Origin of the sequence: Actinospica durhamensis, assembly GCF_018139695.1 — a bacterium.
GTDB classification, from domain to species: Bacteria; Actinomycetota; Actinomycetes; order Streptomycetales; family Catenulisporaceae; genus Actinospica; species Actinospica durhamensis.
Window position 1 is genome coordinate 1 of the sequence record NZ_JAGSOG010000227.1, and the last position, 14,822, is coordinate 14,822.

The 14,822-nt window shown below is 71.6% G+C and carries 13 protein-coding genes; 7 read left to right on the forward strand and 6 right to left on the reverse strand.

Going from position 1 to position 14,822, the window contains the following annotated elements:
* The 3 genes from KDL01_RS30975 to KDL01_RS45550 form a co-directional block, all read left to right on the forward strand.
* The coding region (locus KDL01_RS30975; RefSeq protein ID WP_212532210.1) for a lanthionine synthetase LanC family protein at positions 1-1,266 on the forward strand (1,266 nt) is incomplete at its 5' end.
* Between the two features lie 17 nt (positions 1,267-1,283).
* Positions 1,284-1,505, forward strand: coding sequence for a hypothetical protein (locus tag KDL01_RS30980; protein WP_212532211.1), 222 nt, complete (start codon positions 1,284-1,286; stop codon positions 1,503-1,505).
* Between the two features lie 234 nt (positions 1,506-1,739).
* A complete protein-coding gene (locus tag KDL01_RS45550; protein WP_212532212.1) occupies positions 1,740-4,664 on the forward strand; it encodes an ATP-binding protein in 2,925 nt (974 codons plus the stop codon).
* Between the two features lie 10 nt (positions 4,665-4,674).
* On the opposite strand, the gene KDL01_RS30990 is transcribed toward KDL01_RS45550, so the two are convergent.
* Positions 4,675-5,688: a YihY/virulence factor BrkB family protein gene (locus KDL01_RS30990; protein WP_212532213.1), complete on the reverse strand. Its 1,014-nt coding sequence runs from the start codon at positions 5,686-5,688 to the stop codon at positions 4,675-4,677.
* 227 nt (positions 5,689-5,915) lie between these two features.
* Between KDL01_RS30990 and KDL01_RS30995 the strand changes: the two genes are divergently transcribed.
* On the forward strand, positions 5,916-8,405 hold the full coding sequence (locus KDL01_RS30995; protein WP_212532214.1) for an arabinofuranosidase catalytic domain-containing protein: 2,490 nt from the start codon (positions 5,916-5,918) through the stop codon (positions 8,403-8,405).
* Between the two features lie 55 nt (positions 8,406-8,460).
* Here KDL01_RS30995 and KDL01_RS31000 read toward each other — a convergent pair whose 3' ends face one another.
* Positions 8,461-9,255 carry a helix-turn-helix domain-containing protein gene (locus KDL01_RS31000; protein WP_212532215.1) on the reverse strand — a complete coding sequence of 265 codons (795 nt, stop codon included), beginning with the start codon at positions 9,253-9,255 and terminating at the stop codon, positions 8,461-8,463.
* 87 nt (positions 9,256-9,342) lie between these two features.
* On the opposite strand from KDL01_RS31000, the gene KDL01_RS31005 reads away from it, so the two are divergent.
* Positions 9,343-10,383: a zinc-dependent alcohol dehydrogenase family protein gene (locus tag KDL01_RS31005; RefSeq protein WP_212532216.1), complete on the forward strand. Its 1,041-nt coding sequence runs from the start codon at positions 9,343-9,345 to the stop codon at positions 10,381-10,383.
* Positions 10,384-10,471: 88 nt separating this feature from the next.
* On the opposite strand, the gene KDL01_RS46125 is transcribed toward KDL01_RS31005, so the two are convergent.
* The 4 genes from KDL01_RS46125 to KDL01_RS31025 form a co-directional block, all read right to left on the reverse strand.
* Positions 10,472-10,762 carry a cell division protein SepF gene (locus KDL01_RS46125; RefSeq protein ID WP_212532217.1) on the reverse strand — a complete coding sequence of 97 codons (291 nt, stop codon included), beginning with the start codon at positions 10,760-10,762 and terminating at the stop codon, positions 10,472-10,474.
* A 117-nt stretch (positions 10,763-10,879) separates the two neighbouring features.
* Positions 10,880-12,262 (reverse strand): IS1380 family transposase, encoded by a 1,383-nt coding sequence (locus KDL01_RS31015; protein ID WP_212532218.1) that lies wholly within the window; start codon positions 12,260-12,262, stop codon positions 10,880-10,882.
* A 77-nt stretch (positions 12,263-12,339) separates the two neighbouring features.
* A complete protein-coding gene (gene sepF, locus KDL01_RS31020; RefSeq protein WP_212532219.1) occupies positions 12,340-13,134 on the reverse strand; it encodes a cell division protein SepF in 795 nt (264 codons plus the stop codon).
* Positions 13,089-13,802, reverse strand: coding sequence for a caspase, EACC1-associated type (locus KDL01_RS31025; protein ID WP_212532220.1), 714 nt, complete (start codon positions 13,800-13,802; stop codon positions 13,089-13,091). The genes sepF and KDL01_RS31025 overlap by 46 nt, the downstream gene beginning before the upstream one ends.
* A gap of 93 nt (positions 13,803-13,895) precedes the next feature.
* Between KDL01_RS31025 and KDL01_RS31030 the strand changes: the two genes are divergently transcribed.
* Entirely contained in the window at positions 13,896-14,609 is a 714-nt protein-coding gene (locus tag KDL01_RS31030; protein ID WP_212532221.1) for a WXG100-like domain-containing protein, read from the forward strand.
* A partial coding sequence (locus tag KDL01_RS31035; protein ID WP_212532222.1) for a hypothetical protein occupies positions 14,609-14,822 on the forward strand: 214 nt, incomplete at its 3' end. The genes KDL01_RS31030 and KDL01_RS31035, both read left to right, overlap by 1 nt.

The window sequence follows — 14,822 nt, forward strand, 5'->3', positions numbered from 1 at the left end:
TTTGTACGCCGAACTAGGCTCCGCACCCGGCTCGCGCCCCGCCCCGGCGCCGCGGCCGGCCCGATGCTCGCCCCGGCCCCGGTGAAGGCCGCCGCGCCCGACCCGGAACGGCTGCTCACCCTCGCCCGCGGGCTGGGCGACCAGCTGATCGCCAGCGCGTACAGCGACGGCGAACGTACCAACTGGATCGGGCTCGAACCGGTGGAGGCCGCGTACCGGGCCCACTGGCGGGTGCGCGCGATGGGCGCTGACCTGGCCAGCGGCTGCTGCGGCCCCGCGCTCTTCCTCGCCCAGCTGGCGGCGCTCACCGGATCAGAACGCTACCGGCGCATCGCGCGGCAGGCGCTGGTGCCGGTGCCGTCCGTGCTCGACCTGCTGGCCGAACGGCCCGAAGACCTCGCCGTCGTCGGATCAGGGGCCTTCACCGGCGTCGGCGGGATCGCCTACACGCTCGCGCACCTCGCCGTCACCCTGGACGACCCGGAGATCGCCGACTGGGTCGAGCGCGCCGTGCCGCTCACCGTCGCGGCGGCCGAGTCAGAGGACGAAGTCGGCCTGCTCGACGGCACCGCGGGCGGCCTGGCCGCGCTGGTCGCCGTCTACCGCGCCACCCGCTCCCCGGCCGCCTGGCGCGGCGCGCAGGCCTGTGCGGCGCTGCTGCTCACGCGGCCGCTGCCGGTGCGGCCGGGTTACGCGCGCGGTGCGGCCGGGATCGGCCGGGCCCTGATGGACTTCGCCGACCTGACCGGCGACGAGGACTGCGCGGCCGCGGGCCTTGCCGCGCTGCGCTCCATCGACGAGGCCTTACCCGCGCTGCCGCCCTGTCCGTCGCAGACGTCCTGGTGCGACGAGCTCGCCGGGATCGTGCTGGCCCACGCCGCGCGTTGGTCCGGTGCGAGTTCGTCCGCTGCGAAGGCGCCGCCCGTCGCGCACACCCTGTCCGGGCCGTGGGCGCGCGTCCTGACCACCCCGCTGCCCGACGACAGCCTGTGCCACGGCGAGACCGGTGCCGTGGAGGTGCTCGGCCGCGCCGCGGACCCCGAGCTGTCCGGCGCCGCCGCCGGACGCGCCGCGGCCCTGGTCGAGGCGCTCGGCGTGCGCCCGCCGCGCTGCGCGACACCCGCCGGCGTCGTCACCCCGGGCCTGCTCACCGGCCTCGCCGGGATCGGCCACGGCCTGCTGCGGCTCGGCTTCCCCGACCATGTGCCCTCGGCGCTCCTGCTGGAGCCGCCGATCCCCCCGCGGCGCCCGCACGGGGCGCCGTGACTCGAGAGGAGCAGGAAGTGGACACGCACCTGACGGACGCCGACGCGTTGGTACGGGCCTGGAAGTCCCCCGGCGCGGGCCGCGACGCCGCGTCCGCGCACCCGGCCGGGCAGATCCAGCTGCGCGCCCCCCGGCGCCTCGGCCGCCGCGCCGAGCTGCTCTCCGAGCTCCAGTGCGGGCACGGCGCCTTCACCGAGATGGTGACCATCACCACGTCGATGAGCACTCCGGGCCGTTGACCCGCGTCGTCCGGCCGAGGATTCGGCCGGCGACCCGGCCGGTGGCTCGGCCGGGCAGGAGCCGGCCGCGCCCGCCGTGAGCTGTGCGCTCTCCCGCGCCGTCGTCGAACCCCGCGCCCGCCGCCGTCCGCTCCCCGCGGGAGCAGACCACAGTTCGTGGTCTGACACTCCCGCGCGGGGCGGACGGCCCGGTAGGTTGATGGGCGTTCAGAGAGGCGGCCGGAGGGAACACGCGTGCGGATATCATCGCCCGTCATCGTCGGACGCGAGGCCGAACTCGGCCTGCTGGCCGGACCGCTCGAGGCGCTGCCGGCCCGCGGGGCGGCCGTGTTCATGCTCGGCGAGGCCGGGATCGGCAAGTCGCGCCTGGCCGGCGAGTGGGGAGCGCGGGCCCTGGCCTGCGGAATGCCGCTGCTGCGCGGCCGCGGCAGCCCGACCGGCGAGGTCAGCCCGCTGCGTCCGCTGATCGAGGCGCTCGCCTCCCGCTTCCGGGTCGGCGGCCCGGTCCTCGATCCCGAACTCGAGCCGTACCGGCCCGCGCTCGCCCGGCTCATCCCCGAATGGCGCCCGCGCGGCGGCGGCGCGGCCTACCCGGAGACGCTGGTCGAACTCGCCGAGGCCCTGCTGCGCCTGCTGGTCGTGCTCGGCCGGGAGGCCGGCTGCGTGCTCGTGCTCGAAGACCTGCACGACGCCGACCCCGAGACGCTCACCGTCCTGGACTACCTCGTCGACAACCTCGCGGGCCTGCCGGTCGTGCTCGTCGGCACCCTGCGCCCGCAGCCGGGGCCCGCGCTCGACCTGGTGCGCGCCGCCGAACGCCGCCGCGCGGCCGAGGTGGCGCCGCTGCGGCCGCTTGCTGCCGGGAGCGTGCGGCGGATGGCGGCCGCCTGCCTGGACACCGGGGCCGAGCAGGTGCCTGACGCCGTACTCGCCCGGCTCGTCGGCAGCGGCGGAGGCAACCCGTACCTGATCGAGGAACTGCTCAGCGACATGGTCGGCTCCGGCGCGCTGGAACGCGACGGCGGCGGCTGGCGGGTCGTGGACAACCTCGACGCGAAGATCCCCGCGACGGTCGTGGAAAGCCACCGGCAGCGCATCGCCCAGCTCGACGTGCCGGTGCGCGACCTGCTCGTGCTCGCCGCGTCCCTCGGCACCCGCTTCTCCGTCACCACCCTGCAACTCGCCACCGGGCACGACGACCGCGGGCTGTTCGCGCTGCTGCGGGCCGCGGCCGAGGCCGACTTCATCGTGCCCGACGGGGCCGGACCCGACCTCTACGTCTTCCGGCACGCGCTCACCGCCGAGGCGCTGCTCGCCGCGGTGCCCCCGGCCGAACGCGCCGCGATCGCCCGCGCGGGTGCGGCCGCCGTGCGGGCGGCAGACCCGGAGCTGAGCGAGGAGCGGTGCCAGCAGGCGGCCGCGCTGAGCCTGGCGGCAGGCGACGCACCCGGAGCGGCCCTGCTCTACGCCGAGGCCGGGCGCCGCGCGGTCGCCGCCGGGGCAGCCGCCTCCGCCGTGGCCCTGCTCGAGCACGCGCACGCGCTCGCCGCCGAGACCGACCGGGTGGCGATCTCCGAAGCCCTGATATACGCACTCGCCGACGCCGGGCAGCTGGACCGGGCCTTCGCCCTCGTCGACGCGCTCACCCCGGCCGCGGCCGCGGCGCTCGGCACCGACCGGCGCGTCGCGCTGCACACCCGGCTGGCGTGGACCGCGGTCAGCGCGGAACGGCCCGCCGAGACCGTCACCCACCTCGCCGCCGCGCGCGAGCTGCTCGGCGGCGCCGGACGCCCTGAGCAGACCGCCGCGCTCGCCATCGCCGAGGGCTACCTCGCGCTGCTGCCCGGGCAGCACGCCCGGGCCGGCAGCACCGAGGACGCCGAACGGCTCGCCCGCACCGCGATCCAGGTCGCCGAGCAGGTGCCGTTGCCGGAGGTGACCTGTCAGGCCTGGTACCTGCTCGCGTTCCTCGCCCGCGCCCGGGGCTTCGCCGAGGCCGACGAGTGCCTGAACCGGATGCTGGCGGTGGCCGAGGCGCACGCGCTGCCGAAGTGGCGGGTGGAGGCGCTGCTGCACCTGGGCTCGAACGCGTGGATGCGCACCGGCAGCGTGGCAGGGCTCGACGAAGCCTGGCGCGCCGCCCAGGGCCTGAGCGGCATCGTCTCGATGCAGACGGCGGACGGCCTGCTGGCGATGATCGCTGCGCTGCGCGGCCGGCCGGCCCAGGCCCGCGAGATCATCGGCCGCAGCCTCGACGCGGCGGCCCGGCTGGGCAACGTCTCCACACACCGCTACCTGCTGCTGGTGTCCGCGATCCTGGGGGCCCACCGCGGAAACCGGCGGGAGATGGAGCGGGACCTGCTGGCCTTCCGCCGGGCCGGCGGCGAGGACTCGTCGCTGATGCCGAGCGTGCACGGCCTGTGCCGCGCGGTCTGCGCGCTGCTGGAGGAGGACGCGGACGAGGCGAGCGCCCAGCTGGCCGCCGCCGTGGACTGGGAGGAGCGGCACCCGAACGTCTTCCCGCTCACCGGCCGACACGGACTGCGCCCGCTGCTGGAGATCCTGGCCGGGCGCGCGGGCCGGGAGGAGTACGCCGTGGCGCTCGCCGCCCCGGCCGCGGCGCTGCGCTGGAACCGGCAGTTCCTGCACCTCGCCGACGCGGTGCTGCTGGGCCGCGAGGGACGTCCGGACCAGGCGGCGCGGGCGTTCGCGCGGGCCCAGGAGGACGCCGAGATCTTCCCGGCGCCGCGGCACCTGGGCCTGCGCCTGCTCGCCCCGGCGGCACTCGAGGACGGCTGGGGCGACCCGGTCGGGTGGCTGCGCGAGGCCGAGGAGTTCTTCCACGCCGCCGACATCGCCCCCGTCGCCGGAGCCTGCCGCGCCCTGCTGCGCCAGGCGGGCGCGAGCGTTCCGCAGCACCGTGACAGCCGCGACCAGATTCCCGCGATCCTGCGCACCCAGGGCGTGACCGTGCGCGAATACGAGGTCCTCGGCCTGCTCGCCGAGCGCCTCGGCAACCAGGACATCGGCCGCCGCCTGTCGATCTCCCCGCGCACCGCGGAGAAACACGTCGCGAACCTCATGGCCAAGACGGGCCGCGCCGACCGCGAGGGCCTGTGCGAACTCGCGGTCGAACACGCCGGGCCGGGTGCGCCATGAGGTCGGCGAATCAGGCTTCTTCGGTGTGCGCCGCCGACGCGTCGTCGTCCCCGGCCGAGGATCCGGCGCCGTCCTGGACGTGCATCTCGATCCGGGTCTCGGGCAGGCGCTGCTCGGCCTTGGCGTAGGCGTCGTAGGCCTCGCGGTCCACCCGGGTCAGCGGCGGCGGGAAGAGGCTGCGCGGCCACATGCCCCGGCGGCGCACCACGTCGGCCTCCACGGCGTACAGGGTGAGCCTGGCCTGCAGGTACAGCCACGCGATCAGGCCGAGGACCAGGCCGAACGTGCCGTACACGGACGAGGCGTGCCGCAGGTCGTGGGCCACCACGTACCCGCCCACCGCCTGGAGCACCTGCCAGACGATCGCGGCCAGGACGGCGCCGAGACGCAGGTCGCGGAAGGAGACCTCCGGGGCCGTGGCCAGGCGCAGGCCGGCCCAGAAGAGCAGGACGTTGATGACGAGGGAGACGGCCAGTACGGCGATCCGCGACCAGATCCCGGCGATGTCGGCGCCCCAGGTGGCGATGCCGGACAGCCCGGTCGTGGTCAGCACCCCGACCCCGATCAGGCCGATCACCCCGAGGTTGCGCAGCCAGCTGAACGGGAATCCGGGCCGCTCGTGCCGGGGCACCTCCCACACCCGGTTCATCGCGTTCTGAATGGCCGAGGCCACGCCGCGCGCGCCCAGCAGCGTGCCGGCCAACCCGACCGCCAACCCGAAGCCGCTGCGCCCGAGCGCGTGCACGTTGCCACTCAACTGCGGCCCGATCACCGGGAACTCGGTCAGCGCCGAGTCGAGCACCTGCTGCTGCAGACGCGGGTTGTCCGACAGCAGCATGCCCAGCACCGTCACCAGCACCAGCAGCAGCGGGAAGACGGACAGGAATCCGTAGAAGGCGATCAGCGCCGCGAGGCCGCCGGCCTGGTCGTCGCTGAACTTCTTGAGCACCGCCACCGGGAATCCGAGCACGGCGTGGCGTTGCTGGAACGCGTCGAGGCGGCGCAGAGCGCGGGGAGCGGACACCCCAGCCGCATTACCGCGCGGCGCGCGCGCAAACGCGGCGTTCCGGAACTGGTAACAGACCCTTGACTTATGCGCAAACTGGGTGCAATCTCCGATGTCGGAGCCCCAATAACCCACAAAATTCCCGCAAATTCACGCCTCTCGTGGACGCCGCCCCCGCCGTCCGCTCCTTTGGTATGCGTCGGGGTCCCCGCGCCGCATACCCGCACCCGAACGGAAGCTGAGAGATGTTCTCGATGACCCACACCTGGCGATGGCCGAGGCTGGCCGCGGCCTTCGTGCTGGTGGCGGCGCTCGCCGTCTTCGCGTTCAGCGCCACCCCCGCGCACGCGGCGGCCACGGCCGAACCCTGTGACATCTACGCCACCGGCGGCACGCCGTGCCAGGCGGCCTACAGCACCACCCGGGCGCTGTTCGAGGCCTACGACGGGCCGCTCTACCAGGTCCAGCGCGCCTCCGACTCCACCTCGCTCAACGTCGGCCTCGAAGCCACCGGCGGAGTCGTGAACGTGGCGCCCGAGAACACCTTCTGCGCCGGCACGACGTGCACCATCACCGAGATCTACGACCAGTCGGCCAACGGCAACAACATGCCGATCTCGCCGGGGACCTCCTGTTCCGGGTGCAGCGGCGGGAACGCGGGTCCCGGCGCCAACGGAGCGGACATCGGCGCCCCCGCCGAGGCGCTGCCGGTGTACGTGGGCGGCCAGCCGGCGTACGGGATCCAGGTCGACAAGTTCGGCGTCGGCTACCGCGACAACTCGCCGCGCAACCTGCCCACCGGCTCCGCGTCCGACGGGCTCTACCTGGTCACCTCCTCGAACCTCACCGACAGCAGCTGCTGCTTCGACTTCGGCCAGGGCGAGTCCAACGACTCCGACGACGGCAACGCCACCATGAACGCCATCTACTACGGCACGGACTGCTGGACGGGCAACTGCACCGGCCCCGGTCCCTGGGTGGGCGCCGACATCGAGAACGGCATGTACTTCAGCAACACCGGGGCGAACCCCTCCGCCTACCCGAGCGAGAACGGCGCGTTCCTCAGCGCCTGGGAGGAGAACAACGGGTCGACCAACATGACCCTGCAGTACGGCAACGCCCAGTCCGGCGGACTGATCCAGACCTACTCGGGCGCGCTGCCGAGCGGCTACGACCCGATGAAGATCCAGAGCTCCATCGAGCTCGGCACCGGCGGGGACAACACCAGCCTCGGCGAGGGAGAGTTCTTCGAAGCCGCCGACGTCTCCGGCTTCCCGTCCCAGGCCACCCAGAGCGCGGTGCAGGCGAACATCGTCGCGGCCGGCTACAGCCTCACCCCCGCGGCCGAAGGCCCCTACGGCGGCGCCGCCCCCGAGGTGCCCGGCACCGTGCAGGCCGCCAACTACGACACCGGCGGCCAGGGCGTGGGCTACAACGTCAGCTCGGTCAACGGTACGGCTGACAGCTACCGTACCGACGGGGTCGACCTGGAGACGACGGGCGACACCACCGGGACGACCGGCACGGGTGCCGGATACGACCTCGGCTGGACCGGCGGCGGGCAGTGGACGAAGTACACCGTCAACGCGGCCGGCGGCGGTACGTACAAGGTGAGCTTGCGAGTGGCCTCTCCGAGCGGCGTCACCGACGGCCTGCACATCGCCAACCTCGCGGGCACCAACCTCTCCGGCAATATCAACGTACCGGCCACCGGCGGCTGGCAGGACTGGACGACGGTGACCGCCACCGTCACCCTGCCCGCGGGCACCCAGACCCTGGTCCTGGACCAGGGCAACGGCGGCTGGAACGTCCACTCCATGAACTTCGCGCCCTCGGGCGTCACCTCGTCCTGGTTCGAGGTGGTCAACCAGAGCTCCGGCCTGTGCGCGACCGCGTCCGGAGGCTCGACCGCGAACGGCACCACCGTGGTGGAGTCGGCCTGTACGAGCGCGGCCAGCCAGCTGTGGAAGTTCGTGCCCACGTCGGTCAGCGGCGAGTACGAGGTCGTCAACGACAACGCCCAGTCCGAAGGTGAGAGCTGGAACATCACCGGCGGAGTGGGCGCCACCGGCCAGGGAGTCGGGCTGCAGACCTGGAACTACGGCGGGACCGGCAACACCAACGCCCTGTTCAACGCCACGCTGGGTTCCTCGGGCTACTACACCTTCGCCGCCGACAACTCAGGCCTGTGCCTCGACGCCCCGTCCACCACCAGCGGCGTCCAGCTCGTGCAGGACTCCTGCAACGGCGCCGCCGCCCAGGCGTTCAGCCTGGTCCCCAACTCGGGCATCAACAGCTCGGGCTGGTACGAGGCGGTGAACGAGAACTCCGGCCTGTGCGCGACCGCGTCCGGGGCCGGCACCGCGAACGGCACCGCCGTGGTCGAGTCGGCCTGCACGAACGCCACCAGCCAACTGTGGCAGTTCGTACCGACCTCGGTGAGCGGCGAGTACGAGGTGCTCAACGACAACGCCCAGTCCGAAGGTGAGAGCTGGAACATCACCGGCGGAGCGGCGGCGACCGGCCAGGGAGTGCCACTGCAGATCTGGAACTACGGCGGCACCGGGAACACCAACGCCCTGTTCGCCGCGTCTCTGCAGTACTCCGGCTACTACACCTTCACCGCCGACAACTCAGGCCTGTGCCTGGACACCCCGTCCACGAGCAGCGGTGTCCAGCTCGCGCAGGACACCTGCGACGGCACCGCGGCCCAGGCGTTCAGCCTGCTGCCGTGAGAGCACGGGTTCCGGTCGGTCCCGCACGCGTGGGACCGACCGGAACCCGGCATGCTCACGCGCCACCGTCCGCATACCCCCGCAGGTACGTCGCGGTCGTCTCGTCGGCGGGCAGGAACGCTTCGAGGTGCAGTTCCGCCAACGACAAGTCGGTGGCCGTGGCGAACGTGGTGAGCGTCGTAATGAGCTTGAGCTCGCCGGCGTCGCTGCGCAGCCTGAGTGGCACGGCGAACCCGAGGTAGTCCGGGCCCAACTGGGCGTCCGGGAGGTAGCTCTCCAGCTCCGCGAGCAGCGCCTCCTGCGCCGGATCGGGACTGGCCCGCAGCCGACGGCGCATGGCCTCGGTGACGTGGCGGCCCCACTCCGGAAGGTTGAGGACCCGCCGCGCCATTCCCTCCGGGTGCAGCGCCAGCCGCCGGACGTTCACCGGGGGACGCAGCAGTTGCGGATCGCAGCCCTCGGTGAACAGGGCGAAGGCAGCGTTCGCGTCGACCAGGACGCCGCGGTGGGTCACGATCACGGCCGGGTAGGGAAGGTGGCCGTCGAGGACGCCGCGCAGCGCGGTACGCACCGGCTCGAGCCGCGGCGCGTCGAAGCCGGACTCCTCGAACGCCGGTGCGTAGCCGGCCGAGAGCAGCAGCCCATTGCGTTCCCGTAGCGTCAGGCCGAGCGATTCGGCCAGCCGGATCACCATCTCCCGGCCGGGGCGGGAGCGGCCCTGTTCCAGGAAGCTGAGATAGCGCTGGGTGGTGTCGGCGGCGATCGCCAGGTCCAGCTGGCTCCAGTGCCGCAGGACGCGCCACCGGCGCAGTTCGCCGGGGAATCCGCTGCGTTCCGCCACGATCGTCACCGGACCATCCTGCTCGCCGCCGGTGCGCCCGCGCCATTCCCTCCAGGGAATCGCGCGGGACGCGGGTCGGCGTCAAGACTCGTCGGCATGAGCCATGAACCGACCGACGTCGAACCCAAGACCTCTCGCGCCTACCGCCTCGATCCGCTGCACGACTTGGCAGGCCTCAGCCTCACCTCCAGGCCGCAGCCGACCCCGGGGCCCGGGCAGATCCTGGTCCGCGTGCGGGCCGCGTCCCTGAATCGTCGTGATCTGATGCTCATGGACGGCAGCTACCCCCTGCCCGCGACACCCGGCGTCGTCCCCTTGTCCGACGGCGTCGGTGAAGTCGTCGAGGTGGGACCCGGAGCGACCCGCGCGGCCGTCGGCGACCGCGTGACCGCCACGTACTTCCAGCGCTGGATCGCCGGCCCCCAACGGCTGGCGCACGTGCGCGAGCAGTACGGGGCCAACCACGACGGCTGGCTGGCCGAGTACGTCCTGCTCGAAGACGAATCAGTCGTCCGCGTACCCGAGTATCTCACCGACGCCGAGGCCGCCTGCCTGACCTGCGCCGGAGCCGTGGCCTGGGCAGCGGTGACCACGCCCGTCCCGCCGACGCCCGCAGAGACGGTGCTCACGATCGGGACCGGCCCGGTGGCGCTGTTCGCCGTGCAGTTCGCCAAGCTGCACGGCGCGCGCGTCGTCTCGATCACCTCCTCGCCGGACAAGGCGAAGCGGCTGCTGGCCCTTGGCGCCGACGAAGTGATCGACCGCTGCCAGACGCCCGACTGGGAGACCGCGGTCAGGGACCTGACCGACGGCGCCGGTGCCGAACACGTCATCGACGCGGTCGGCACGCAGACCCTGCCCCGATCCGTCGCCGCCGCGGCCTTCAACGCCCGCATCACCCTGATCGGCGCCTTCCCCGCCACCGAACCCACGCCCGACCCCTTCCGCGGCACCTACGTCTCCATCCGCCGCATCGCCGTCGGCAGCCGCACCGACTTCGAAACCATGAACGCCGCCGTGGCCGCGCACCGACTGCGTCCCGTCATCGACCGCGCATTCCCCTTCGCGCAGGCCGCGGACGCCTATCGCTACTACCGCGACGGGAATCCGTTCGGGAAGGTCGTGATCGAGGTCTGATCCACGGCGGGCTTCGCCAAAGCCACGCACGCCGGATCCAACTACGGCGACGCGGTCGTCGATTGCGTCCTGAGCGCCGCAGTGGAAGCTATGTGAGTGTGAACTTTCTTGCTGCCGTGCGCTCTATGGTTCCACGTGCGGCGAAGATCATGCCCGCGCAGAAGTCGATGAGCCGCTTGAATTCGGCATCGCTCGTTGCCGTGAAGTCCAAGAGCAACCTGTGTCGGCGATGGTATAACGATGACAGCTCGTGGCGGCTTGAATAGTTCTTCGGCGAGAAACTGCACTTGCGGATTCCCGCATTCCTGACCCGAGCGCCGGGGAGAAGAAGCAGCGTCGATGGTGTCAGCCTCGATCCACCGAGCTGGTTCCAGAACACTGATTTTCTGGCGTTTCGGTCGGTGTGGCAGCTTTGCGCGCAGGGATGATCGCCGGGTGGCCGTCCGGGCGGGTTCTCCTGGGTCCTTGGTCGTGGTCGGGCGGGCGGATCCTGTGTTCAGGTCAGGATCGGCCGGTGTCCGGTGCGTGTCCACAGGGTGAGGAATCCGGGGGTCCACGGCCAGTGTGTGGGCAGGTGGAGGTGCAATCGTCTGGCTGAGGTGGCGGTCCTGGCGGGGATGTTGATCAGGTTTCTGCGGATCGTCGCGCCGGTCGCCTTCGCGTGGAACCGGTCGGCGAGGGTTCCAGCGGCCCGGGTGAGGTTGTAGGCGATGCCGGCGAGGGTGAGCCAGGCGGCGTTGGCCTGGAACCTGCCGGAGGGCAGGTGGCCGAGGGGTCCTGCTTCGAGGTCGGAGAAGACCTGTTCGATCACCGCGTGGCGGCGGTGGTCGGGCTCTGCCTGCGTGATCGTCAGAGGGCTGTCGGTCAGCAGCGCGTGGTGGCGGTGGGCGGCGAACAGTTCGCCCTGACCCTCGGGCACGGTGGCCGGGTTCAGGCGTTTGACGCGGCGCACGATCAGCCGGGCGGTGACCTGCAGGTCCTTGGCTTTCGAAGCGAACGCGGTGTAGTGGATCTCGGCGATCTCGGCTTCGGAGACCCAGCGGCGCTCGTCTTGGTCCCATACCGCGTCGCGGTACTGGATCGGGCGCCACGCGCTCTCGGGGATCTGGCTGATGGCGGTGCGGATCCGCTGGGTGTTCCCGACGGTGATCGAGAAGTGCGCGCCGGCGGCGCGCACGGTCTTGACGAGTTTCGCGGAGAAGAACGCCGAGTCGGCGCGCACCACGATGGTCGCGGTGACCCCGGCCTCGCGCAGCGCGCGGATCGCCTCGGCGACCAGGCTGGCTGCGCCCTTGCCCGAGCCCGCCGAGCCCTTGCGCAGCCGCGTCGCGACGATCACCGGGCGCGAGGAGGGCGTGGAGGCGGTCACGATCTGGAAGTGCAGGCCCCGCACGTGGGTGTAGCCGAACGACGCGCCCTGCTTCGCGGGCCCGTAGACCTGCTTGACCTTGGAGTCGATGTCCAGGAACACCACCGGCTCGCCGGCCGGGATCAGACCCGCGTGCGGAATCAGGTTCGCGGTGAACCGGCGGGATGCGGCCTGGAGTTGCCGCACGTGCCCGTGGGTGAACGAACGCAGGAAGGACCCGAGCGTGGAGGGGGCGTAGATGCCGTCGAAGAGCCGGTGAAGGCCCCCGGTGCGCAGCAGGTCCGCATCCTCGATGCTGTCCGCGCCCGCGCACATGGCCGCGATCAGGCTCATCACCTTGCCCGCCGGATTCGCCCCCGTGCTCACGCCGAGATCGACGTGCCGGCGAATCAGCGTCGGCAGGGCGCACCGCTCGGCCAGGCGCACCACCGGCACCAGCCCCGCCGAGGCGATCAGGTTCGGCTCCGAGAACGACGCCGACACCGCTGGCGCGGCATGAGAAGATTGCATCCGCGAGATGCCTTCCGACACTGGATGAATGAAGACTTAGAGAACCTCCATTCTGCCAGGTCAGAAGGCATCTTGTGTCATTGGGGCCACCCCACGGAGCGCGACGTCACGATGCTCATCGGTGGATCGAGGGTCAGCTCCACGACCTTGCCGTCGACAGCCGCGGACAAGCCGGACGAGAAGTCGTATATTCGCTGTACATCGGACGACTCCATGTTGTAGAAGTGGACGGCGACGATCTCTCCGTTGCGATACGCCTCACCGAACACGCGTGCCTCGTTGTACGTGCGTGGGCTGAAGAGCTTGACCTTGCGGTCTATAAGTGCCTGCACGATCACGTGTGCGGTGCGATCGTCCTCGACGAGGACGTCCGAGAACGGCTCCGCTTCCGCGTCTTCCGTCGCGACGTGTGCGGGTAGGGGCGCGGGTTGCGCAGGCGAGGCGGTCACGGTCGAGAGCAGGCCACGCGCGGCGGCGGCGACCTGTGGGTTGTCGCGTGCGGCCACTTCCTCCAGCGCGAGACGTGCAGCCAGCACACATCGTGGATCAGTCCCGATCAGCCATTCGCCGAGTTCTTCCACGCCGGCCAACCGGCCGCGCGGCGAACCGCTGGCCAGGAGTGCGGCCATCTCCTCGGTCAGCGCTGCGGGTTCGAGCAGTGCGGGCTGGCCGTTGCGGACGAGGCCGAGCAGGTCCGCGGTGGCGGTGCCGCGTTGCTGGGGTAGAGGCAGGCCGTCGGCCCGCAACCGAAGGTGCAGGCTTCGATAGACGTCCCCCAGGGTGAGCAGGTCGCCTGCACGGTCGTCGCCCTTGCGCAGCAGCTCGATCAGCCGTCCGGTGAAAGCGGTGTGCGCCTCGCCGTCGCGCACCATGGCCACGCCGTTGGGCGGGGCGGCGGCCAGGATGTAGGTCCGGTGATCTCCAGCCCCTCGGCCACCGCGTCCGCTCCAGGGCCGCTCAGAATCCCGGACGCCCTGCCGCTGAAACAGCAGTCCAGGATCACCGCGCGGTTCTTGATGTGCGAATGTTCCAGGAAGGCGTCGCGCACGGTTTCGAATCGCAGCGCACTGAAGGCCGGATTCCGCCAACGCGTGGAACGCAGGCACAGGTACAGCTCGTTGCGCGGCCCGATCAGCCCGTGCCCGGCGAAGTAGAACAGCAGCAGGTCCTCGGCCTCGGCGGCCGCCCGAACCAGGAGATCGCCGACCTGCTCCACAGACGTGCCCGGATCCGCGGTCAGACAGTGCTCTGCCGGAAAGCCGCCGAGCGCGGGATCGGAGAACACCTCGGCCAGATCCGCCAGGTTGCGCGCCACCTGGGGCACGTCGGTCAGACTCGGGTCGTCGTAGAACGGCGAGCCGACCAACACGATCCGCGACCTCGCCGGATCCACGGCCCGGGCGGGCGTTCTCCCGACCGAGGCCCGTCCGTCCGTCATGGAGCCCCCTCCCTGAAGCACCGTCACCTCGTCGAACATTATGGCCTGACCGGCCCCGTTCCGTCGGCGCGATGGCGCGCGCCCGCACGTGCCGCCGTTCACCCTTTCACGGCCCTGCGATCACTCGCTAGGGTGAGTGCGTACTCGCTCGTCGAAGAGCGAAGCGTCCGCTTCGGATACGACCAGGGGGTGTGCGTGGCGATCGACGATCTGCCCATGCCGGTGGTGACGTTCCTGAACGTCATCGGGATCGAGTGGCCCTATCTGAACGAGGACTCGCTGCATCAGTTCGCGCAGATAACCCGGGAGTTCGGGCAGGCGGTGGAGCAGACGCACGAGGATGCGACGACGGCGGTGTCGAACATCGCGCAGGCGTATCAGGGTGGGTCCACGCAGGCGATGTCCTCGGGCTGGGCGCACCTTTCGGCCACGCACGTCAAGGAGGTCACGGCGGCCTGCTCGGTCCTCGCGGACGCGCTCGACGCGTGGGCGGTGTACGTGGTCGTGCAGAAGGGCGAGGCCCTGGCGCAGATCGTGGAGCTGGCGGTCGGGTACGCGGCCGCGATCGCGGCGGCGCCGGAGACGTTCGGGGCCTCGTTGGCCGCGCTGCCCGGGCTCGAGGAGATCGGCGAGGCGCTCGGCAATTCCCTGATCCAGGACCTGCAGAACTACGTGGTCGGCAAAGTGATCGAGGCGGCCTCCAAGCCGCTGGTGGCGAAGGTGGAGTCGATGTTGCAGGGCCTTGACTGGTCGAACGCGCCGGGCGGGGTGGATCCGCTGGGTTCGGGCGGCATCCAGCTCGACACCGAGGCGCTCGAGCAGCATGTGAGCACCCTGCAACAGCATGCGCAGACGATGCGTTCGCATGCTGCGACGTTCCACTCCCAAGCCGACGCGATCGAGTTCTGATGGGCGGCCAGGGTCCGCGCGACGCGGCACTCGCGCTCAAGGACACCTTCGGCAAGGCCGCCGACGACATATCGGGCAAGGCGGCGGACTTCCACGACGTCACGGCGGAGGCCTCGCTGCGCGGCGCGCACGCCATGGGAGAGACCGACTCGCAGTACGGCAACGAGTTCGGCGGCGTCGGCAAGAACCCCGACTCCGTGCCCGATCCGAAGC

Excerpts from the sequence above, each read along its gene's own strand:
- KDL01_RS31015 (WP_212532218.1), bottom strand. The coding sequence starts at position 12,262 with ATGCAATCTTCTCATGCCGCGCCAGCGGTGTCGGCGTCGTTCTCGGAG.
- KDL01_RS30995 (WP_212532214.1), top strand. The coding sequence starts at position 5,916 with ATGTTCTCGATGACCCACACCTGGCGATGGCCGAGGCTGGCCGCGGCC.
- sepF (WP_212532219.1), bottom strand. The coding sequence starts at position 13,134 with ATGGTGCGCGACGGCGAGGCGCACACCGCTTTCACCGGACGGCTGATC.
- KDL01_RS31005 (WP_212532216.1), top strand. The coding sequence starts at position 9,343 with ATGAGCCATGAACCGACCGACGTCGAACCCAAGACCTCTCGCGCCTAC.